This window comes from Cryobacterium sp. M15 (assembly GCF_002929675.1).
In the GTDB taxonomy this organism is placed as follows: domain Bacteria; phylum Actinomycetota; class Actinomycetes; order Actinomycetales; family Microbacteriaceae; genus Cryobacterium; species Cryobacterium lyxosi.
The window spans coordinates 1-21208 of sequence record NZ_PJJW01000024.1; the positions used below are offsets into that span (position 1 = coordinate 1).

Below are 21208 nucleotides of genomic sequence, written 5' to 3' on the forward strand. Positions count from 1 at the left end.
CACCCCAGAACTCCCTCGCAGGAACCAGGCGGGCCCCACGTGCACACAGCACGCGAGGCCCGCCTCTTCGCGCACCCCAGCAAAAAAAACCGCTGTTCCCGCCATGGGTCAAAGGATGCCCATCCATATCCGCGCCGTGAGGATAGAGGCGGCGCTCAGGCTGGCTGTGACCGTCGGTGGGGCTCGACACGCTCGACCGATGGGACGGTCACGACGTTTCAACCCCGTCTCAGTGATACCGTGCCGCAGTTGGGCTACTTAGCCTGGGCGTAATTATCGACGGTGGCTACGGTGAGCATGAAATCAACCGGAAAATCGCCGAACATCAACCGGCCAGCAGCCTCGGCCGCATTCACGATGATGTTGGCAACGGCCTCCGCCTGCGCGGCTGGGGTGTGCACGATCACCTCGTCGTGCAGAAAAAACACCAGATGTGGCGAGATGTCGAAGGGCGCGCGGGCACTCGGAGCCGGCCTCGAAGATTGCGCGGCCATGGTGCCGCGCGGAACCACAGGATTGAGGCCGGCCTCCGTTGCCGGGCGCGCTTCGCTCGAATGCTCATTGCAAGGATCCGGGCTCGGCAAAGCCGTAAGCTCCCGGCGAATCTCAGCCATCCAGCACAGCGCCCACTCGGCGGCGCTGCCCTGCACGATGAAGTTACGGGTGAAGCGTCCCCAGTCGCGCGCCTGGCTGCGAGCGCGTCGCTCATCGGTCGCCGTTGCAGCCGCGTCGTAAGCCAGAACCTGGGCCGCGCGCCAGCCGGGTCCTGGTATCGGTGATGACCGACCGAGTCGGGTCGTCACCACTTCGCCACGCTCTCCGGCACGAGCCGCTGATTCGGTGAGAGCGATTGCCCGTGGATAGGCGCGGGCCAGGCGGGGCATGAGCCGGCCGCTTTCTCCGGTCGTGGCCCCGTACATGGCTCCGAGCATAGCGACCTTGGCGTGATCGCGGGTCTCGACGACTCCGCTGGCCACGATGCCGGCATACAGGTCGCTGCCACGACCCGCCCGGGCCATACTCATGTCCTGGGCCAGCGCCGCGAGAATACGCGGTTCGAGTTGGGCAGCGTCGGCCACGACCAGTTTCCAGCCGTCGTCGGCGACGACGGCACCACGAATATGCTTGGGGAGTTGGAGGGCTCCTCCGCCACGGGTCGCCCAGCGACCCGTCACAACACCCCCCGGCATGTAGTCCGGGTGGAATCGGCCGTCGACTACCCAGGATTCCATCCAGATCCAGCCGTTGGCACTGAGCAGCCGAGACAGTTTCTTATACTGCAGAAGCGGTTCGATGACCGGATGTTCGAGCTTCTTCAGCTCCCACGCACGCGTCGTGGAAACGGAGAGCCCCGCCCGTTGCAGTGCCTTGATCAACTCCTGGGGGGAGTCCGGGTTGAGGGTGGCATCACCGAGTTCTGAGCGGATGCGCCGGACCAGCAGTTCCAGACGCTCCGGACGGAGGCCGGGCGCGACCCGCGGCCCCAGCTCACGGGTGAGAAGGAGTTCATGCACATCGGTGCGCCAGGGCAGCCCGGCGTACCGCATCTCCGCGGCCACGAGCGCCCCAGCGGACTCAGCGGCGAGCAAGAGCCGGAGGCGCCCCGGTTCGAGAGCGGCCGACACCGAGTCGAGTTGCCGACGAAACTCCCCCGCCGTGCCGGATTCACCGCTGGCATCAGAATCCGCGTTTGCGTCGAACTCAAAGAGTGTCGCCAAGGGCTCTGCTCGGTCGGTCGTGCCAACGCTCGCGACGTCCCAGCGCCCTGGCGCCGCCAGCGCGAGCTCGCTCGTCATAGTCAGCGCGGAATTTTTCAGGATCACGTGACACAGACGGAGATCGTGGCAGCGCTGAACACGGATGCCGGCCTCCAGGAGCATCGGGTAGATACGGGCGGTGTCCTCCCAGACCCAGCGGGGTGCGGCCCGGTCACCGGTGGCCGATTCATGAGTGCTGGCTTCGAGCGACGACACAAACGACCGAAACTCGGTCAGGGTGAGGCGGGCCGCCTCAATAGAACGGCCGACATCGTCAAGCGTATCGACCAGCACGTCGCCACCACTTGTCTGCCGCACCAGTACATACACCCATCCATTCTGCCCGCTACCGGCAGACGCCGTCCCCATCCGCTTCGTGGTGTCGATGGGTACGGCGTCTGCCAGAGGCCGGATTGCGGTCTTTAGCTGGCGATTTTGTCTCCGTTCGGAGCGACCACCCACCAGACGCCGCCAACACCCTCTCCGGTGGTGTCCCCGGCAGCAGAGTCGCCCGCCCAGTAGTAGAGCGGAAGTCCAGCGAGAGTGACTTGTTTGGTGCCATCCGTGCGGATGATGACACCGACCGTGCCGGTCACGCCGTCGACCGTGGGGGTGTCGGATTCGGCGACGACGGCAGGCCACTTGACGAGGCACTCGCCCTCGCAGGTGCTCGTGCCGGAGTTTGCAACGTCCTTGTCGAAGACATACAGTGTCATTCCGGCGGTATCGACGACGATCTTGCCGAGTGAACTGTCCGCGGTCGCAAGGGCCGGCTTGACCGTGGCCTCGCTCGTCGGGCTGGATGAACTCAACGTGTCGGCCGCCGGGGTCGTCGTTCCCTGCGAGCATCCGGTCAGCGCGAGAATGCTGAGCGCTACTGCCCCGACGACTGGTCCGGCCTTGAGCCAGATTCTGCTGTTCATGATTGCTTCCTTCTCTCGGTGCACGCTCCTGAAATGGAGCGTGATGAAGTGCTATTGCATGAGGTGCGATGACGTGGTGCGCACTGCGGAGGTGCTCGGCGTAGGGGCCTTGGACTTATCACGAGGTACAGCCGAAAATGGTTCAGTGCCCCCATTGACCAAGGTCGGAATGGGGTATCGGTTTGAAACCGATGCAACAGGGAGATGACGGGTGCATCGTCTCCCGTGGAAAACGATTCACCCGCCGAGCAGTGGAGTAGCGGATGCTGCGATCTAGTCTCCACCGAGGCTCACCGAGAGCTTGACGACCTTCCCAATCGCTTGCGGAGCTCCGGTCGCGCCGGCCACGAAGGAGTTCGTCGTGACGTACGCGCTGTTTCCGACGAGTTCGATCGCGGACGGCGAGGTGACCGGGATCTGCAGTGTTCGATCGGTCAGGGTCGGGTGGAACACCGAAACCTGACCTGTCCCGTTCGGGCCGCCGAACAGCTCAGTGACGGCGATCAGTCCGGTGCGCTTCGACACGGCCAGGCCTGTCGCTCCGACAAACCCGCCCTGCACAAACTGCACCTCACCGTCAGCCGGGTTGAACCGGTAGACCGCGCCGCGAGCTCCGAGACTGGCGTCTTCGGGGCCACCGGGCAGGGTCGTCACGTACAACCAACCGTCACCACCCTGTTCGACGTCGGTCGGTACCGGTTCGAACCGGTAGCCGAAGCCGGCCGTGCAGGCGGGGAACCCGGCTCCGGCAGCGATCTGGGGAGTGACCATGATCGGGTCACCGGCCGGCAGGACGGCAGCCGTGCTCACCGTTCCGTCGTAACCGACCTTGAGAATGGCGTTCGCACCGGCATCCGCCACATAGACGGCATCCTCCAAAGGAAGGCTGGCGTAGGGGTGGGTGTCTACGATTCCGACATAGCTGACGGGAGCCGTTGGCGCCGCAGGATCGAACTGGTCGAGACAGGACTGCGGCAGGTCGACGAACCCGTAGCTGTTGACCTGGTCGGGGTTTGCCGCGCTCTCATAGGCGTAGAGATCGGCAATCGGCGCGGCCACACCATCCAACGGCAGCGAGTACAGCGCCGATGCGGTGTGGTCTTGCGTGTTGGTCGAGTAATAAACGGTGCCGTTACGCACAGAAACGGCCCCCAGCTCATCGCCGGGGTTGGCGCGCGCAATGACGCTGGTGGTGCCGTCGGGACTGATCCTGGTGAGCGCCCCCAGGGCGTTTTGCGACACATACACTTTTCCGCCCGCCCCAACGCCCAGACTAAGCGGTAAGAACAGGCCACTCGCCAGTACTGTGGGCCCACCAAGGGTGGGAATCTCCACAGCGGATGCCGGGACTGCGATCATCGCGGACGAGACGGCGGTGACGCAGGCAACGGCGGTGAATACGAACTTTTTCACAACGTGCTCCTTGACTCGATGTGGCTTTCCGGGTGGATGTCCGAGAAAACACGACGGTCGCGCGGGGAACGGTGTGACGGGTAGGTGCTGAGCGAGGACATTGTGTGTGCGATGCACCAATGCGACGAGAGTCATGCAATCCCGAGGGAGCCGGCGCACACAGACGTCGACACGGGCACAATATCCTCGAAGCTGCACGTTGTCTAGGTAAATAAGCGCGTGACCACCGTGTGCAGAGTGTCGGCTGGCAAGGCGACTCGTGATCATCCGCCAGGTACCAGAGGAGGAATACCTCACAGAGCACACGGTTGCATGTAGCGATGACTCCTTCACTTGAACCCCGTACCGCCCTCGTCGTCGGAGCGTCCGGAATCACCGGATCCGCCGTGGTCGACCAGTTAGCTGCCGAAGGCTGGCAAGTTCTCGCCCTCGCCCGCCGCAGCGGCCCAGCCTTACCCGGGGTGCGCTGGATTCAGGCGGACCTTCGCTCCGCCGCCGACCTCAACAAAGTGTTGGCCAGCGAGATGCCCGAACGGGTCTTCTTCACCGCCTGGTCCCGTCAGAACAGCGAGGAACTCAACATCGAGGTGAACGGCGGCATGGTGCGTGATCTCCTCGCTGCACTCGCCCACGCACCAGTGCGCCACGTCGCCCTGGTCACCGGCCTCAAGCACTACCTCGGCCCGTTCGAGGCCTACGGGCAGGGCACCATGCCCGACACGCCCTTTAGCGAAGACGAACTGCGACTCGACGTGGCGAACTTCTACTACGCACAGGAAGACGAACTGTTCGCGGCATCCGCTCGCCAAGGATTCACCTGGTCGGTGCACCGTTCGCACACCGTGATCGGCCACGCGGTCGGCAACCTCATGAACATGGGACTCACCCTTGCCGCACAGGCTGCCTTGTGCAGGCATCTTGGCATTCCCTTTGTGTTCCCCGGCAGCGCGACCCAGTGGAACGGCGTCACCGACATGACCGACGCGACGATCCTTGCCGAGCAGATGGTGTGGGCAGCGACAACGGCTGCCGGGGCCAACGAAGCATTCAACGTCGTCAACGGCGACGTCTTCCGCTGGCGAGCGATGTGGCCGAAGATCGCCGCATACTTCGGCGTCGAACCGGTTGGTTTCGTGGACGAGCCACGACCGCTCGAGGTGCAGATGGCTGGAATGGAGCCGGTCTGGGCCGAACTCGCTGCCGCGTACAACCTCGTCGAATCCGACTTAGGGCGCATCGCATCGTGGTGGCACACCGACGCCGACCTCGGCCGGAATATCGAGGTCTTCACCGACATCACCAAGAGCCGCCTCGCCGGCTTCACCCCGCACCACCGCACGATCGACTCTTTCACAGCTTTGTTCGACCGCTACCGCGCCGAGAAGATCATCCCTGAGTAAACCGCTTAGCGGCGCCCAAAACGGCAGCGTCGCTATCAGTTGGCCTCATTTGTCACCGTTTGGTTGGGGTGTTCGTGCACGGCGACGATGGTGAAGATCAGGGCCACCGCGGCCGTTCCCGCCAGCAGGAGCAGACCGATGGCATAACCATTATCGGCGGCATTGTAGGTGGCCCCCATGACAAGCGGGGGGAAGTACCCGCCGAGACCGCCAGCCGCGCTGACGATGCCGCTGACCAACCCGACCTTGGCGGGTGGCGAGTTTCGCCCCAGCCAGGCGAAGACTCCCCCAGCGCCCAGCCCCAGGGCCGAAGCCATCGCCACGAAGGTCAGCCCGGCCGGTATCTCGCCGTCGGGGCGCAGATTCACCACCCAGGCTAGAACAGCGACCGCGGCCAGCGCCACGATGACAACCGGCTTGGGACCGATGTGGTCGGCGAGGATTCCGCCGACCGGGCGCAGCAGAACCGCGGCGACGGCGAATCCGGCCGTGCGGGTTCCCGCCGCGGTCAGGTCGAAATCGTAAATATCGCGCAGGTAGGTCGGCAGGTAGGTCGAGAAGGCTACGAACCCGCCGAACACCACACCGTAGAGAAAGCACATCTGCCAGGTCACACCGAGTTTTGCGGCGTCCAAGAGCTTGGGAACGAACGGCTGGGAATTCGATACCCAACTCGGAGCATTCCCCATGCAGGTTCGCACGAGGACCGCGGTCGCGACGAGCAGGCAGGCCAGGATCAGGTGCGTGGCAATGTAGCCGAACCAGTCCACGAACCTGGGTGTGAAGAATGCGGACAGTGCTGTCCCGCCCATTCCCGCACCGAAGATTCCCGTTGCGAAGCCGCGTCGAGACAATTCATACCAGTTGCTCACGAACGGTATCCCGACGGCGAAGACCGTTCCGGCGACGCCCAACAGGAGCGCGCACAGGACGAGAGCCCAGTAGACCCCCAGGGTTCCGGCCAGCGCAACGAGCAGAAGTGCGGGGACAGTGGCCAGGAGCACCGTGGTGAACATGATCGGCCCACCGAAGCGATCCGTGAGCACACCCACCGGAATACGGCCGATCGAGCCGACAAAGACGGGCATGGCCACTAAAACGGATGCCTGCGTCGACGTCAAATTCAAATCGACGCTGTAGCGCACCCCGAGGGGGGCCACACTCGTCCAGGCCCAGAAACACACCACGGACGACAACGTCGCGAGAACAAGATTGAACCCCTTGCTGGCCCGGGCACGCTGCCGCACACTTTCAGGCATGGCTATTTTTTGTCGCGTGCTCGGTCTTCGGTTCCAATCGCTGCCCAGCCGCGTCGGATTGGTCTGATCGCGCCGGGTACCTGGTCGCGGGTGCGGTAGACGATATACGGCCGAAACAGGTAGTGCAGTGGCGCGGTGAAGGCGTGCACCAGACGAGTGAACGGCCAAATGGTGAACAGAAGCATGCCGACGAGCGTATGGATGTGGAATGAGAACGGGGCTGCGGCCATCGCTGCGATGTCAGGCTGAAGGATGAAAAGCGAGCGGAACCAGGGCGCAACGGTCTCCCGATAATTATGTCCGTGGGCGCCCTCGAACACGCTCGCCAAGGTGGTCCAGAGGCCGAGTACGATCGCGGCGGCCAGTACGACATACATGACCTTGTCGTTGCGGGTTGTCGCCATAAATACCGGGCCGGTCTTGCGCCGGCGATAGATCAAGATCAAAATGCCACCGAGCGTGCCGACCCCGGCGACCCCGCCGACAAGGAGGGCGTTGAGATGGTAGAAATCCTGGCTCATGCCCACCGCGAGCGTCCAGGTCATCGGGATCACCAGACCGAAGAAGTGCCCGGCAATCACCGCGAGCAGGCCGAAGTGAAAGATCGGCGACCCAATCCGCAGCAAGCGACTTTCATACAGCTGTGACGACCTGGTCGTCCAGCCGAACTGGTCGTATCGGTAACGCCAGACGGAGCCGCCGATCAGGATGGCGACCATGACGTACGGCAGTACGCCCCACAGCAGCAGGTCCATGGCTATGCCTCCTTGAGCGGCAATAGCCGGGGATCATATGGTTCGAGGCCAACGGTTTCGGTTGGCGGGCCGTAGCCGGCCATGCGCTGCACCGCTTCGCGATCGGCCGGGGAAGCGCCCGGTAAAGTGCCGCAGACGCCAGCGACGACCTCACCGTAGGGTGACCCGTGTTCGATCAGGGCGAGCCTCAGCAGCTCGAGGCTCGGTCGGTACTGCCGAAGCAGCTCCCGACCCGCGACGGGGTCGGCGATCGCCGCAAACTCGAGCACGAGCGGCAGAAAGTCGGGAAGTTCGCCGTGGGTGTTCGTCAGAAAATCGGTCTGTCGGTACACCTTTTTGAATGCGGCGAGCACGTCTCCGCGGCGGCGGGTGTCACCGTCGGTCCAGTAGGACAGATAAAGCGGATGGTGTTTGCTGAGGTCAAAGGTCTCTACGTAGCGCCGCTGCAGAGTGCCGAGGTCGGTTTTTGACAGGTACCCGAGGAAGCCCTCGAATTTCGCCGCCTTACGGCCCTGCTCGGCGAGCGCGGCGCGCATGAGCGGCACCCGCTCCACCAGCTGGGCATCGGGATACGACAGGCACCAGCCAGCGGCCTGGTACGCCACCCGATCGCGCATCATGGCGTGACGACCGGCGCGTCGGGCGCGGCTTTAGACCCACCGGCCGCTTTGGGGCCGCCCAGATCGGCCGGAGAGGCCGCTGCCGCCCGCGGCACGTCGCGGGTTTCCGGGAACAGGCCAGCCGGGGCCCCATTGCCGTCCCAGTTGAGCAGGTTCACCCGGTTGCGCAGGGTCACAGCGCTGCTGGCCGTGTCGGAAGTTTGCCGATCCTTCAGAGCATAGAAATTCTCCACGGCGACCGGTGTCGGCCGTCCGCTGGCCTCGCCGAACGGCGAGTCCTCGTACATGCCGGGGCCGCCCTCGAAGTCGACGGAGCAGCCCATCTCCTCCAGGTCGTGCGCCTGCTCCACGTGCGCCTTCGGAATGACGTAGCGTTCCTCATATTTGGCGATGGCGATCAACCGATACATTTCGTACATCGATTCCGGTGTCATTCCCACGGAGGCCGGGATGTCAACATCCGCTTCCTGGCCGAGGGTGATGCCGCGCATGTACGCGCGCATGGCAGCGAGCCGGCGCAGCACCGCGGTGATGCGATCGGTATCGCCGGCGGTGAACAGCTCCGCGAGGTACTCGACCGGGATCCGTAGGGCATCGATCGCGCCGAACAGGGTTCCGCTGTCTTCAGCGTCGTGACCCTGGTCACTGAGCAGATCCACGATCGGCGACAGCGGCGGTACGTACCAGACCATCGGCATGGTGCGATACTCAGGGTGCAGCGGAAGGGCGACCTTATAGATTTTCGCGAGTGCGTAGACCGGTGAGCGTCGGGCTGCGTCGATCCAGTCGTCGGGTATCCCCTGGGCGGATGCCGCGGCCGCCACCGCGGGATCGTTCGGGTCGAGCAGCACATCCATCTGCGATTCGTACAGGTCTTTCTCGTCCGGGACGGCCGCAGCATCGGTGACCCGATCGGCATCGTAGAGGAACAAGCCCAGATAGCGCAGACGCCCGACGCAGGTTTCCGAGCACACCGTCGGCAGGCCGATTTCGACGCGAGGATAGCAGAAGGTGCATTTCTCGGCCTTGCCGGTTTTGTGATTGAAATAGATTTTCTTGTAGGGGCAACCGGTGATGCACTGTCGCCATCCGCGGCATTTGTCCTGATCGACGAGCACGATGCCATCCTCGACCCGCTTGTAGATCGCGCCCGAGGGGCACGACGCCATGCAGGAGGGGTTCAGGCAGTGCTCGCAGATGCGGGGCAGGTAGAACATGAAAGTCTGCTCGAAGGCGAATTTGATCTTGTCCTCGGATTCGCGGCGTACCTTTTCGACGATGGGATCAAGGTGGCCCATTTCGGGGGCGCCGCCGAGGTCGTCGTCCCAGTTCGCCGACCAGGTGATTTTGGTGTCCTTTCCCGTGATCAACGATTTTGGTCGAGCGACGGGAAAGTCATCTCCGAGTGGGGCATCGATGAGGGTCTTGTAGTCGTAGGTCCATGGTTCGTAGTAGTCCTTCAGCTCGGGTTGCACCGGGCTTGCGAACAGCCCGAGCAGTTTGGCGACGCGACCGCCACTTTTCAGTGCCAGCCGCCCTTTCTTGTTGAGTTTCCAGCCGCCGCGCCATTTCTCCTGGTCTTCGTAGCGGCGCGGGTAGCCTTGTCCCGGGCGGGTTTCGACGTTGTTGAACCAGACGTATTCGGTTCCGGCCCGGTTGGTCCAGGCCTGTTTGCAGGTGACCGAGCAGGTATGGCAGCCGATGCACTTATCCAGGTTCATCACCATGCCCATTTGAGCCATAACACGCATCAGTACCGCACCTCCTGGGAACGTCGCCGAATGGTTGAGACCATGTCTCGCTGGTTGCCGGTTGGCCCCAGGTAATTGAAGGCGTAAGAGAGTTGCGCGTAACCGCCGATGAGGTGGGTCGGTTTCACGAGCAGTCGGCTCACCGAGTTGTGGATGCCGCCGCGGCGCCCGGTGGCTTCGGACTTGGGTACATCGATGGTGCGCTCCTGCGCGTGATAGACGTAGACGACGCCCTGCGGCATCCGGTGGCTGACGATGGCCCGGCCTACGAGTACCCCGTTCATGCTCACGCACTCCACCCAGTCGTTGTCAGCGACCTCGATGGAGGCCGCGTCGATCGGGCTCATCCACACGGTCGGGCCGCCGCGGGACAGCGACAGCATAAACAGGTTGTCTTGGTATTCGGAGTGGATCGACCACTTGGAGTGCGGGGTGAGGTAGCGCACGGTGACCTCGGTGGTGCCGTTGGGCCCGAATTTCGGTTCGCCGAACAGACGCTGCATGTCGAGCGGCGGCCGGTATGTCGGCAGGGCCTCGCCGAGGTCGATGATCCAGTCGTGATCGAGAAAGAAATGCATGCGCCCGGTGAGGGTGTGCCAGGGTTTGAGTCGTTCGACGTTGATCGTGAACGGGGAGTAGCGGCGTCCGCCGGTTTCCGTTCCCGACCATTCCGGTGACGTGATCACGGGCACCGGGCCAGCCTGGGTCTGGGCGAAGGTGACGCGTTTCTCCTCGGAACCGGCCGCGAGGTCGACGAGGTTCATGCCGGTCTGCTTCTCGAGCTCCCTAAAACCCTGCACGGCGAGTTCGCCGTTGGTTGTTCCCGAGAAACTGAGAATGGCCTGGGCGAATTTCGCGTCGGTGTCGATCGCGGGCCGGCCATCGCCGGCACCGCCGAGCATTACTCCGTTGCTGTGGGCGAGCCGTTCGATCTCGTGCTCCATGTGGTACGTCACGTTCTTCACGGTAAAACCCCGCTCTTCGGCGAGTGGCCCCACTGTGGCGAGTTTCTCGGCGATTGCGGTGTAGTCGCGTTCCACGATCGAAAAAACCGGCATGTTCTGCCCGGGCACAGCGGCAACGGATGCGTCCCGCCAGTCCCGGACGATTCCGCCCGGCTGTGCGATCTCACCGGGGGTGTCGTGCTGCAGCGGCACGCTCACGAGATCCCGCCGGGTGCCGAGATGAACCCGGGCCTGCCGGGAGAATTCCTCGGCGAGTAGGCGGAAGGTGTCGAAATCGGTCTTGGCCTCCCAGGGTGGATCGATCGCCGGGCTGAAGGCGTGCACGAACGGATGCATGTCGGTCGAGGACAGGTCGTGCTTTTCGTACCAGGTAGCGGCCGGAAAGACGATGTCTGAGAGCAGCGTGGTCGAAGTCATCCGAAAATCGGCGGACACCAGCAGGTCGAGCTTGCCCTCGGGCGCGCTCTCCCGCCAGGTCACATCGCGCGGTCGTGCGGCGTTCACGTGGTCCTGGCCGAGCACATTGTGGTGGGTGCCCAGCAGATGCTTGAGAAAGTACTCGTTGCCCTTGGCGGAGGAACCGAACAGGTTCGAGCGCCACAGTACGAGGGTCCGTGGCCAGTTCTGCGGGGCATCGACGTCGTCGATGGCCGGGGTGAGTCGGCCACTCTTGAGGGCGTCGGCGATGTAACGCGGGGCATCCGTTGTTTCACCACGGTCGATCGCGGCCTGCACCTCGTCAGCGAGGTCGAGCGGGTTGCGGTCGAATTGCGGGTAGAACGGCATCCACCCGAGCCGCGCGGATTGGGCGATCGTGTCGGCGGTGTGCATACCGTCGAAGTGGCCAGTGGCAAGCGGCGATTTCAGCGAGTCGGCCGAGTACCCGTCGGACCGCCACTGGTCTGTGTGCATGTACCAGTAGCCGGTGCCGATCATCGTGCGCGGCGGACGACTCCAGTCCAGCGCATTGGCGAGTGAGATCCAGCCGGTGATCGGGCGGGTCTTCTCCTGCCCCACGTAATGCGCCCAGCCGCCGCCGTTACGGCCCATGCAGCCGGTCAGCATCAGCAGCGACAGTACCGCCCGGTACGTCGCATCGCCGTGGAACCACTGGCAGATTCCGGCGCCCATGATGATCATCGACCGGCCCTTGGACTGCTCGGCGTTACGGGCAAATTCCCGCGCCACCCGAATGCAGGCCTCCGCCGGGACACTCGTGATCTCGGCCTGCCAGGCCGGCGTGTACGGCGCGGACACGTCGTCGTAACCGGTGGCCCAGTCGCCGGGCAGCCCGGGACGGCCAACCCCGTACTGGGCCATCATCAGGTCGAACACCGTCGTCACCAAATGCCCGGCGATGCGGCGCACGGGCACCCCGCGGGTGAGAATCGATCCCTCCCCCGATGGCGCTTCAAAACATGGCAGTCGGATGCTCACTGCCTCGCCGTTCGCCCCGTCTAGAAGCGTCAATGCCGGGTCGACACCCTCTAGATCCAGGTTCCATTTGCCTTGTCCGGCCTCGCCGTAGCGGTAACCCATCGACCCGTTCGGCACCACGGGCGCACCGGTGTTCGCGTCGAAGAGTACCGTCTTGAACGCGGCTCCCTCCGTCTGGGCGTGCTCCGGAAGGTCGACCGCCATCAGAAATTTGGTGGGCACGAGGCCCTGCCCGTCGGGGTGTTCCTCGAGCCGCACCAGAAAGGGCAGGTCGGTGTAGCGGCGCACGTAACCTTCGAAGTAAGGAACGCTCCGGTCGACGAAGAATTCCTTGAGCAGTACGTGGCCCATTGCCATGGCGAGGGCGGCATCCGTTCCGGCCTGGGCCGGCAGCCACTCATCGGCAAATTTGGTGTTGTCTGCGTAGTCGGGGCTGATCGCGATGACTTTGGTGCCGCGGTACCGTACCTCGGTCATCCAGTGGGCATCCGGTGTACGTGTCACCGGCACGTTCGAGCCCCACATCATGAGGTAGGTGGCGTCCCACCAGTCGCCGGATTCGGGAACGTCGGTCTGGTCGCCGAAAACCTGCGGGCTGGCCACCGGGAGGTCAGCGTACCAATCGTAGAACGACGTCATGACGCCGCCGATGAGCTGAATGAAGCGGTTTCCGGCGGCGTGGGAAACCATCGACATGGCCGGGATGGGCGAGAACCCCGAGCAGCGGTCGGGACCGTACGCCTTGATCGTGTGCACGTGGGCCGCAGCGGTGATCTCGATCGCTTCCGTCCACGGGATACGAACGAGGCCGCCCTTGCCGCGAGCCTGCTGGTAGCGGCGACGACGGTCGGGGTCTCCCATGACGTCCGCCCAGGCCAGCACCGGGTCATTCAGCCGGGCCTTGGCCTCACGGTACATTTCGACGAGGATGCCGCGGGCGTAGGGGTACCGCACCCGGGTCGGCGAGTAGGTGTACCAGCTGAAGGCCGCTCCGCGCGGACAGCCGCGGGGTTCGTACTCCGGACTGTCTGGCCCGACCGAGGGGTAGTCCGTCTGCTGGGCTTCCCAGGTGATGATGCCGTCGCGTACGTAGACTTTCCACGAGCAGGACCCCGTGCAATTCACCCCATGGGTGGACCGAACCACCTTGTCGTGGCTCCACCGGTCACGGTAGAACACGTCGCCCTTACGGCCGCCTTCGCGAAATACCGCCCGGCCGTCATCTGTCTGTTCCCACCGAGTGAAGAAACGGCCAAGCGACAGCATTGCATCCGACGCTTTTCCGTCCAACCCGGCAGGCAAAGGTCCAGCTGCCATGACGACAGCCTAAGTCGGTGTTTCGCCAAGCGCTAGCACTACTTTGGTTGTTCGCAAAATCGACCGCACCAGACGGGTCACGTTCGAACTTTTTCGACACTCGGGGGCAAACCGCCGACGGTCACCTGCTGAGGGTGACCGTCGGCGAACGTTATACCGTGCGCGGTGCCTTCGCCAGGTTCGCCTCGAGCTCTGCAACCGTCTGACGGATGCCATAGGCCGGACGGTCGCGCTCGACACGCCAGCTCTCGACGAGAGGGCCGATGTTCACTGTGTCGAAGCCGAATTCATCGTAGAGCTTGGCGACGAAGTCGGAGGCGTCGATGAAGTCGGAGGACGTGGCCAGTGCCCGCCGGGCTGGGTCGCCGATCGGGTGCGAGTCGGCGGTGATGTCCGCGGCCGTAATGTGATTGAACCCTTTCGCTACGCGCGAGGTGGGTAAGTGCTTTTGCAGCATGCCGGTCACGGTCGTTTCGCCGTTATCGAGGGCGGCGATATGTCCGTCGCGTTCGAAGTAATAGTTATTGGTGTCAATGACGATCTTGCCGGCGAGCTGCTGAACGGGCACATCCGCGTAAGCCTTGAGCGGCACCGTCACAATCGCGACGTCGGCGGCCTCAGCGGCCTGCGCCGCGGTTCCGGCACTCGCTTTCGGGCCCAGCTCGGCAACGAGCTCGGCGAGGGTCTCCGGACCTCGGGAATTGCTGATCACGACGTCGTAACCATTTTCGATCGCCTTGCGAGCGACCTGGCTGCCAATGTTTCCTGCACCGATGATTCCAATAGTTGTCATGATGGCGACAACGAGGGCGGCGCCGAAAATGTTCCCGACGCTTCCAAGGCCGGCAAATCCGCTACACGAGCATCGCCATGCTTCTTGATGGCATCCGCTACGACGAGTCGCTGCTATTCGACCTGTGAAACGTGGTAATGGCTGATGAGCCAGGAAGCATCGACGTATTCCAGCACAGCCGTCAGGTGAACGGGAATGACGACGCCGTCGGGACGGGTGAAGTCGACGTCGATATAGGAGATCAGCGTTGAGTCGGAGAGTTGGCGGTGTTCCAGGATTCGAAACGAGGGACTGAGGCCCACAGGCTGCCTATCGTAATAGGCGATCACACCGAGCCTGCCAATCGAATGCGTCGGCGCGACGCCCTGGAATAGAGCATTTTCGGTGAAGTGGGACGCGACACGTTCCGGGTCATGCTCACGGATTCCGTTCGCCCACGCATCCAAGACTTCCGTCACGATGCGAACTCGGGCGATGCTATCAAGCGCGATCATCGGTTTCTCTCCTGTTCGTTTTTCATTAGTCGAAGACGAGACGGCCAGCGCAGTCTGCACGTCGAATGCTGACTCAGCTTCCGGCGCTTTGTCCGCCGTCGATGTGTAGGATCTCGCCCGTGACGAACGGGGCTTGTTCCAGGTAGAGGACGCCATGGGTGACATCATCGATCGTGCCGATCCGTCCGACCGGGTGCCACCCTGCGAGCGTTCCGTGTGTTTCTTCCGGGTGCATGGGGGTGTGGATGACTCCCAGAGAAACGGCGTTCACGCGGATACCGCGGCCGGCGTACTCGATCGCCAGGGACTTCGTGACGGAAGACAGTCCGCCCTTGGTCAACGAGGCGAGAGCCGACGGAGCGCTTGAGTTCGCGAATTCAACAAGCGTCGTTGTCACGTTCACCACGTGGCCCGCTCCCTGTTCGACCATCTGCGCGATGGTCTTCTGCGTAATGTGGAAAAATCCCCCGAGGTTCACCTGAAGAATGTTGTTGTAGTCCTCCTGGGTGTACTCGGTGAATGGTTTACCGATAAAAATTCCGGCGTTATTCACGAGCGTGTCGATCCGGCCGAACTTCTCCATCGCGGTGCTGATGACCTTCCCGGCCACAGCGGGGTCCGAAATATCTCCGGGTACCGTAATGACGTCCGAGTGTTCGGACGCCGTGATGGAGCGCGAATTAGCGACGACGGCATAGCCGAGCTCGCGGAATGTGGACACCAGACCCGCTCCGATGCCTTGGGAGCCCCCCGTGATAATGGCTACTTTACGAGTTTTCATGGTCACAATTCCTCAGCGGTAATCGGTTTAGATCGTCCGATTCGATTTTAGTCGACAGGTGCTTCGGTGATCTGCTCGGAACCGACCGCCGCCTACACTGGAACAACTCACCATCGGGTTTTCAGGAAGCGCCGCCACTCAACGGGACGTGACCGAGGAAAGGGACCATTTCATGATTTTCATCGTTGCCAAGTTCACTGTGAAACCAGAGTGGAGTGATCGTTGGATGGACCTGACACGCGACTTCACCGAGGCCACGCGCCAGGAACCAGGCAACCTGTGGTTCGATTGGTCGCGCAGTGTCGACGATCCTCACCAGTTCGTGCTCGTCGAGGCATTCCAAGATGATGCCGCAGGATCTCACGTCAACAGCACTCACTTTTCGGCGGCCATGAAGGCTATGCCTCAAGCGCTCGTGAAGACTCCAGAGATCATCAGCGAGCGTATCGATGCTGAAGGTTGGGGCCAAATGGGAGAAATGACGGTACCCGAGTAGCTAACGGACGGGTTATCGCGGAGTTGGTCGACGTGACTCCCCCACGATCTACCGCTAACCCCGCGACGCAGCCGTACGAGACCCGCAACCGGTTATAGGAACAGGACTATGCACGATCTCACCGCCCTCACGGTTCGCAGCATCTCAGTATCCGAGATGAGCAACAACGTTTACGTACTCACCTCGAAATCCACCGGCGCGCAGGTACTGATCGACGCCGCGGACGATGCACCCGCTATCTTCACCCTCCTCAAAGATGCACAGAAAGATACGAGTGCCATCGCCCGGCTGGCCCTCATAATCACCACACACTCACACTGGGACCATGTGCGGGCGCTGGGCGAGGTCAGGGAGCTGACGAAAGCGCCGGCTGCAGCGGGTCTCGACGACATCGCGGACATTACTGTGCCCACAGACATACCCTTGCACCATGGGGACGTCCAGTCCACCGATGGCATTGACCTCGAAGTAATTCACCTGCGCGGACACACCCCTGGGTCGATTGCCCTGCTCTACCGCGACCCGCATGGTTCCGCGCATCTGTTCACGGGCGATTCGCTCTTCCCTGGCGGACTGGGAAATACCAACGGTGATGCCCAGCGTTTCTCGTCGTTGTACAACGACGTCGTCACCCGAATCTTCGACTACCTCCCGGACGACACACTGGTGCACCCGGGCCATGGAGCAGGCACAACGCTCGGAGCTGAGCGGAGCAAACTCTCCGAGTGGAAACAACGCGGCTGGTGACAGCGGTAGCCGCCTGACGCATCCCCGTAGTACACGGCCGACCATCGGGATACTCTCAGGTCATGAAAAAATCGTGGACCTCGGATGACTCACGGAAAATGACAGAGGCGTCGAGACTGAACGAGACAAACGCACCTCTGAGCCAGGCGCAACTCAAGATTGCACTGGAATACCGCGATGTCCTGAAAAAGACATACCTCTTTCTCCGGTTCGGCATTGTCGGAACGGTTGTCGCGATACTCCTCGCCGTTTTCTTTTTCACCCCTGACGACTACCTCGTGCACGATGGGCAGACACTTCCCTCGATCAGCCACTACTACTACACGCCCGCACGCATCGTGTTCACCGGAGCACTGTGCGCGGCCTCGCTTGCGCTTCTCGCCATCGCGGGGAAAGGCGTGCAAAGCTACCTGCTCAACCTCGCGGCCCTTCTCGCGCCGCTGATCGCGATCATCCCGACACCTGTCTTGCCCAGTGAGGTTGGTCCAGCTGCACAGCTTGCGAACTGCCCCAGCACAATTGACTGCATTCCCGCCGACCAGCTTCCGTATGTAGCAACGGGATTTCACATTTGGCTGATAATTTCGATTGCCGTGATGATAGTTGCATTGGGATGGAACGTATGGCACCACATCAACAAGTCTCGCCGCGTACCGGAGGCCTTTCGGGTGATCCTCGCACTCGGTTTCGCTGTCTGGATCTTGTACTTCGCGCTCTGGAATGTGCCGGGTCAGGATCTGTTTCGGCAATACGGACATGTCGCCGCGGCGGGTGTCTTTTTCATCCTCATCGCAACTGTGACCGTTATCGAAGCGTGGCGCCAGTGGGCGGACCGCGACAATCAGTCGGAGCCACCTCCACCAGCTTTTTTCCACCGGAGAATGTACTCGGGCATCTACCTTGCCCTCGGTGTGATCATGTTCCTCGATATCATCGCTGGGACTCTGATTCTGACAAAATTTATTCGGCCTGAAGATTGGCAAATAGGCAACTCGGTGTTCATCGTCGAAGTAGTCGCTCTCGCAGCCTTCGCGGTATTCTGGCTCGTACAGACGGCCGAGCACTTCAAAGACTCCAACGGATGGGAGTCCCTCTCTGAAGCACGACGACGGGGCCGCGCGCTGAGGCAGGCACGGTAGCGGGATAGGGCCCGCCACGCACTTATGCCGAAGTTACTCGCGTCCGTCGTCGGTGTGCGCAACGAGGGCCATGATTTCGCCCAGCGACCCGACGATGTGTGCAGCACCGGCTTTACGCAGCACTTGTTCAGAGGAATAACCGCCCGAAACGCCAATAGGTATGTACTCTGCCGCGGAAGCAGCGACCATGTCATACTCCGTGTCGCCGATATAAAATGCGTGCGTGCGACGAGCTCGATGTAGGACCAGTTGCGCCACCTTGTCTGCGACCTCGGCATCGACGACGTCTAAGACTGGCAGCACAGACAACGATCTCTGGTCAAACTGCACTGCCGTAGCGGAAGCGGCGGATACGACGCCCAACCAAGCCCCCGCCTCTGACAGCGCCAGGAGAGCAGCATTAGTACCCGCGCGAAGACGCGTGGTCGTCTGGGTCATGTGGTGGTTCCACTCGGCTTCAGCGACGGCGAGGTCGAGTGAATGCACGCCGAGATCGCGGAACATATTCTTCATGGGCAGCCGAAATTTTCTAGAGAACTCATCTGTGTCGAGCGCTCCCAGGTCTCGCGCCTCGAGTACTGAATTCAACGACGCCCGGGCACGATCGGCGTCAAGCACGACCGTGCCATTCCAGTCAAACATGACCATGGTGTCGGTTAACTCCATTGTGCTTACGGTTGCGTCCATTACACGAGGACCGATTGACGCAGGGTGACCCCGACCGACTCTGCCGATCCAACGCGACGTCCGGTCTCTTGAGAGTAAGCGTGCACGAGGCTCGGAGCGCAGTGCACCGTGACCCGTGCGCCCGGGTTGGGAGTGTCTTCGACCTCGCAGCGAAAAGTAACGGCATGACCGGAGTCGCTAACCAACCGTACGATTCGATCTTTCCCTGTCGGTTCGACCAGACCGACAACTCCGGTGATCGCCCACGTGCTGGAACTATCCGAGGGGGTCGTCAGTGTGAGGTGTTCTGCACGGACGCCGAGAGTGAGTGCGCCCGAAGCCTGGGCAGCAGAATGCAGTCCAAAAGCAGACGCGCCCGTCACCTCGTCGATTTTCAGAAGGTTCATCGGCGGCGATCCGATGAATGAGGCCACGAAGAGTGTCTGCGGCACAGCATAGAGCTCATCGGGTGTGCCCAGCTGTTCGATCTGTCCGAGGTTGATGACCGCGATCCGATCGGCCATCGCCATGGCATCGAGCTGATCATGAGTGACGTTGATGCCGGTGGCACCAACGGAACGCAGAATGCTCGCAATTTCCAGACGAAGTACGGCATGGAGCTGCGCGTCCAGGCCGGAAAGTGGCTCGTCGAGCAGCACGATTCCGCTTTGTCTCGCCAGCGCTCTAGCGAGAGCGATGCGCTGGCGCTGACCACCGGACATTTCTTTTGGTTTCCTGTCCAGCAGATGTTTGACCTGCATCCTGTCAGCCACATCGTTGGCCCGAGCATTAGCAACCTGTTTGTTGAGTCCCAGGCCATGACGCAGGCCGAGCGTGATGTTCTCCAGAGATGAGAGGTGCGGATAGAGAGCGAAATGCTGGAACACGATAGCGGCGTCTCGTTTATGCGGAGGAATTCCATTCTGAGCAACGCCATTGAACTCGACTGTTCCTTCGTCAGGGTCCTCCAGCCCGGCGATGATGTGCAATAACGTGGATTTGCCCGACCCTGACGGCCCGAGGATGGCGAAGTTCTCGCCATCCTCGATGGTCAGGTCGATCCCGTCGAGGGCTTTCACCTCGGCAAAGGATTTGTGAATTCCAAGAATCTTGACCGCGGTCATGTTGTTACTCGCTCACAATCTGGTTGATGTTCGTGACAGTCTCGTTCACCGTTTCCGTGGCGTCGGCACCCGACTGGAGCTTCTGCGTCATCAGTCGCACAATGTCAAAAATCTCCATGGTGTCCTTTCCGGCGAACCCACCCCACGGTGTAAGCGGCTTATCGTAGCTCCACGCGTAGGTCAACTGCTTCGTCGCGGCGTCGCTGGCAAGGAGCGCGTCTCCCGCTTCCGTGTCGACTGGAATATAGCTGTACGACGTGCCGCTGGCGGCGGAGACGGCCTCCGGAGAGAGAAGCTCGGCGATCAAGGCATTCGAATACGCTGCACGGCAGGCGTCTTCGCTGAGGACGATCCAGCCGTTGCCACCGGCGGGCAGGGCACCTTCTTCCCCACCAACGCTGGGCAAATCGACAGGCATCCAGTCGAATGCGTCGCCGATGCCCTCCTGAATTGTGGCAATAGTTGAGGTCGTATAGATCAGGAATGCCGCATTGCCTCCGATGAACTGGGCGATGGCGTCCTGATTGTTCACTACGCCAAGTTCAAGATCCTTGTTCTTAAGTGTGGGCCAAATGGAGAGCGCCTCGATAGCCTTCTCGGAGCCAAAGCCCGCGGTACCATCGGAGTTGACGTACGTTTCTCCCGAACCCTGGATCAAGGCTTGGCTAAACCATTCCGGAAGGCCATCGGTTGGAATGCTCACCGACGGCTGCCCCGTATCGGCGGTTACTTTTTCGGCGGCGGCGACGAGATCGTCGAGAGTTTTAATGTCTTTCGCTTCGCCCGCATCGGCAGAGTCCAGCGCGTCCTGATTGACAAGCAAGACCGTAGCGGAGATCTGGTTTGTCGCCAAATAGACCGTGCCATCGACCGTGCCAGCGCGAAGAAACTGGGTCTTGTAGGTCGGTCGCAACACCGACGTGTCGATTGGTGACGGAGAGTAGGTATCAACCCAGAATTGCAGCTGGCCCAGTCCTGTCATGATGAGATCGGGACGATTACCCACCGCGATGTCAGCCACAATTGTTTGAGTGAGTTCATTGTAGTTAGACGTCGACGGCGGCGTAGCGTTGATGGTGAGGTCAGGATAAGTCTTCTGCAGATTCGCGACGGCAATAGCCATGGCCTCATTAGCCATCTGCCCATAAGTGACAGTGATGGTATTTTCTGCGGGGTTGCAATCGGCGATGTTGGCTGCCGCAGCGATGGAGGCTGCGGGAACCGAGACCCCGGATGCCGCACATCCTGACAACAGGATAGAGCCGGCGGCAAGAGCACCGAGTGAGAGAGAAAGTCGTTTGGTCAACATAACAAGAACTCCTATATGTATGAACTGCAGTTCGGAACTTCGGGAAAATCGCGGGAAGAATA

General features: G+C 61.9%; 18 protein-coding genes. 4 read left to right on the forward strand and 14 right to left on the reverse strand.

Annotated elements, in window-relative coordinates; all coding sequences use genetic code 11:
- Window positions 1-254: 254 nt before the first annotated feature.
- The 3 genes from CXY83_RS01025 to CXY83_RS01035 all read right to left on the reverse strand — a co-directional run bounded on the left by CXY83_RS01025 (window position 255) and on the right by CXY83_RS01035 (window position 4093).
- Window positions 255-2087 (reverse strand): bifunctional 3'-5' exonuclease/DNA polymerase, encoded by a 1833-nt coding sequence (locus CXY83_RS01025; RefSeq protein WP_233200500.1) that lies wholly within the window; start codon window positions 2085-2087, stop codon window positions 255-257.
- Between the two features lie 92 nt (window positions 2088-2179).
- Window positions 2180-2680 carry a hypothetical protein gene (locus CXY83_RS01030; RefSeq protein WP_104195567.1) on the reverse strand — a complete coding sequence of 167 codons (501 nt, stop codon included), beginning with the start codon at window positions 2678-2680 and terminating at the stop codon, window positions 2180-2182.
- Window positions 2681-2953: 273 nt separating this feature from the next.
- Window positions 2954-4093 carry a ScyD/ScyE family protein gene (locus tag CXY83_RS01035; RefSeq protein WP_158251787.1) on the reverse strand — a complete coding sequence of 380 codons (1140 nt, stop codon included), beginning with the start codon at window positions 4091-4093 and terminating at the stop codon, window positions 2954-2956.
- A 320-nt stretch (window positions 4094-4413) separates the two neighbouring features.
- On the opposite strand from CXY83_RS01035, the gene CXY83_RS01040 reads away from it, so the two are divergent.
- The gene (locus CXY83_RS01040; RefSeq protein ID WP_104195569.1) at window positions 4414-5493 is read left to right on the forward strand and encodes an SDR family oxidoreductase; all 1080 of its coding nucleotides are present in this window, start codon (window positions 4414-4416) and stop codon (window positions 5491-5493) included.
- Between the two features lie 35 nt (window positions 5494-5528).
- Here the strand turns inward: CXY83_RS01040 and CXY83_RS01045 are convergent, their stop codons facing one another.
- The 8 genes from CXY83_RS01045 to CXY83_RS01080 all read right to left on the reverse strand — a co-directional run bounded on the left by CXY83_RS01045 (window position 5529) and on the right by CXY83_RS01080 (window position 15665).
- Window positions 5529-6752: an MFS transporter gene (locus CXY83_RS01045; RefSeq protein ID WP_104195570.1), complete on the reverse strand. Its 1224-nt coding sequence runs from the start codon at window positions 6750-6752 to the stop codon at window positions 5529-5531.
- A gap of 2 nt (window positions 6753-6754) precedes the next feature.
- The gene (narI, locus tag CXY83_RS01050) at window positions 6755-7507 is read right to left on the reverse strand and encodes a respiratory nitrate reductase subunit gamma (protein ID WP_104195571.1); all 753 of its coding nucleotides are present in this window, start codon (window positions 7505-7507) and stop codon (window positions 6755-6757) included.
- Window positions 7508-7509: 2 nt separating this feature from the next.
- A complete protein-coding gene (gene narJ, locus CXY83_RS01055) occupies window positions 7510-8127 on the reverse strand; it encodes a nitrate reductase molybdenum cofactor assembly chaperone (RefSeq protein ID WP_104195572.1) in 618 nt (205 codons plus the stop codon).
- Window positions 8124-9878 (reverse strand): nitrate reductase subunit beta, encoded by a 1755-nt coding sequence (gene narH / locus CXY83_RS01060; protein WP_104195573.1) that lies wholly within the window; start codon window positions 9876-9878, stop codon window positions 8124-8126. The genes narJ and narH overlap by 4 nt, the downstream gene beginning before the upstream one ends.
- Window positions 9878-13597, reverse strand: a complete 3720-nt coding sequence (locus tag CXY83_RS01065; RefSeq protein ID WP_104195574.1) for a nitrate reductase subunit alpha — start codon at window positions 13595-13597, stop codon at window positions 9878-9880. The genes narH and CXY83_RS01065 overlap by 1 nt, the downstream gene beginning before the upstream one ends.
- A gap of 151 nt (window positions 13598-13748) precedes the next feature.
- The gene (locus CXY83_RS01070) at window positions 13749-14390 is read right to left on the reverse strand and encodes an NADPH-dependent F420 reductase (RefSeq protein WP_104195575.1); all 642 of its coding nucleotides are present in this window, start codon (window positions 14388-14390) and stop codon (window positions 13749-13751) included.
- 113 nt (window positions 14391-14503) lie between these two features.
- The gene (locus CXY83_RS01075) at window positions 14504-14944 is read right to left on the reverse strand and encodes a nuclear transport factor 2 family protein (RefSeq protein WP_158251788.1); all 441 of its coding nucleotides are present in this window, start codon (window positions 14942-14944) and stop codon (window positions 14504-14506) included.
- Between the two features lie 13 nt (window positions 14945-14957).
- Complete coding sequence (locus tag CXY83_RS01080) at window positions 14958-15665, reverse strand: SDR family NAD(P)-dependent oxidoreductase (RefSeq protein ID WP_104195577.1); 708 nt, start codon at window positions 15663-15665, stop codon at window positions 14958-14960.
- A gap of 172 nt (window positions 15666-15837) precedes the next feature.
- On the opposite strand from CXY83_RS01080, the gene CXY83_RS01085 reads away from it, so the two are divergent.
- The 3 genes from CXY83_RS01085 (at window position 15838) to CXY83_RS01095 (ending at window position 18047) form a co-directional block, all read left to right on the forward strand.
- Complete coding sequence (locus CXY83_RS01085) at window positions 15838-16161, forward strand: putative quinol monooxygenase (RefSeq protein ID WP_104195578.1); 324 nt, start codon at window positions 15838-15840, stop codon at window positions 16159-16161.
- Between the two features lie 108 nt (window positions 16162-16269).
- Window positions 16270-16908: an MBL fold metallo-hydrolase gene (locus tag CXY83_RS01090; protein ID WP_104195579.1), complete on the forward strand. Its 639-nt coding sequence runs from the start codon at window positions 16270-16272 to the stop codon at window positions 16906-16908.
- Between the two features lie 62 nt (window positions 16909-16970).
- Window positions 16971-18047: a hypothetical protein gene (locus CXY83_RS01095; RefSeq protein ID WP_146069800.1), complete on the forward strand. Its 1077-nt coding sequence runs from the start codon at window positions 16971-16973 to the stop codon at window positions 18045-18047.
- Between the two features lie 33 nt (window positions 18048-18080).
- Here CXY83_RS01095 and CXY83_RS01100 read toward each other — a convergent pair whose 3' ends face one another.
- Genes CXY83_RS01100 through CXY83_RS01110 form a run of 3 tightly spaced genes read right to left on the reverse strand, consistent with a single transcriptional unit; the run spans window position 18081 to window position 21146 of the window.
- Window positions 18081-18713 (reverse strand): HAD family hydrolase, encoded by a 633-nt coding sequence (locus tag CXY83_RS01100; RefSeq protein WP_158251789.1) that lies wholly within the window; start codon window positions 18711-18713, stop codon window positions 18081-18083.
- 20 nt (window positions 18714-18733) lie between these two features.
- On the reverse strand, window positions 18734-19837 hold the full coding sequence (locus tag CXY83_RS01105; protein WP_104195582.1) for an ABC transporter ATP-binding protein: 1104 nt from the start codon (window positions 19835-19837) through the stop codon (window positions 18734-18736).
- A 4-nt stretch (window positions 19838-19841) separates the two neighbouring features.
- Window positions 19842-21146, reverse strand: coding sequence for an extracellular solute-binding protein (locus CXY83_RS01110; RefSeq protein ID WP_104195583.1), 1305 nt, complete (start codon window positions 21144-21146; stop codon window positions 19842-19844).
- Window positions 21147-21208 lie beyond the last annotated feature (62 nt).

Bases quoted from the DNA above. Each gene is read 5' to 3' on its own strand.
- narH (WP_104195573.1), bottom strand. From the start codon at position 9,878: ATGCGTGTTATGGCTCAAATGGGCATGGTGATGAACCTGGATAAGTGC.
- CXY83_RS01095 (WP_146069800.1), top strand. From the start codon at position 16,971: ATGAAAAAATCGTGGACCTCGGATGACTCACGGAAAATGACAGAGGCG.
- CXY83_RS01085 (WP_104195578.1), top strand. From the start codon at position 15,838: ATGATTTTCATCGTTGCCAAGTTCACTGTGAAACCAGAGTGGAGTGAT.
- CXY83_RS01100 (WP_158251789.1), bottom strand. From the start codon at position 18,713: ATGGAGTTAACCGACACCATGGTCATGTTTGACTGGAATGGCACGGTC.
- CXY83_RS01080 (WP_104195577.1), bottom strand. From the start codon at position 15,665: ATGAAAACTCGTAAAGTAGCCATTATCACGGGGGGCTCCCAAGGCATC.
- CXY83_RS01045 (WP_104195570.1), bottom strand. From the start codon at position 6,752: ATGCCTGAAAGTGTGCGGCAGCGTGCCCGGGCCAGCAAGGGGTTCAAT.
- CXY83_RS01110 (WP_104195583.1), bottom strand. From the start codon at position 21,146: ATGTTGACCAAACGACTTTCTCTCTCACTCGGTGCTCTTGCCGCCGGC.
- CXY83_RS01040 (WP_104195569.1), top strand. From the start codon at position 4,414: ATGACTCCTTCACTTGAACCCCGTACCGCCCTCGTCGTCGGAGCGTCC.
- CXY83_RS01070 (WP_104195575.1), bottom strand. From the start codon at position 14,390: ATGACAACTATTGGAATCATCGGTGCAGGAAACATTGGCAGCCAGGTC.
- CXY83_RS01090 (WP_104195579.1), top strand. From the start codon at position 16,270: ATGCACGATCTCACCGCCCTCACGGTTCGCAGCATCTCAGTATCCGAG.
- CXY83_RS01030 (WP_104195567.1), bottom strand. From the start codon at position 2,680: ATGAACAGCAGAATCTGGCTCAAGGCCGGACCAGTCGTCGGGGCAGTA.
- CXY83_RS01065 (WP_104195574.1), bottom strand. From the start codon at position 13,597: ATGGCAGCTGGACCTTTGCCTGCCGGGTTGGACGGAAAAGCGTCGGAT.
- narI (WP_104195571.1), bottom strand. From the start codon at position 7,507: ATGGACCTGCTGCTGTGGGGCGTACTGCCGTACGTCATGGTCGCCATC.
- narJ (WP_104195572.1), bottom strand. From the start codon at position 8,127: ATGATGCGCGATCGGGTGGCGTACCAGGCCGCTGGCTGGTGCCTGTCG.
- CXY83_RS01105 (WP_104195582.1), bottom strand. From the start codon at position 19,837: ATGACCGCGGTCAAGATTCTTGGAATTCACAAATCCTTTGCCGAGGTG.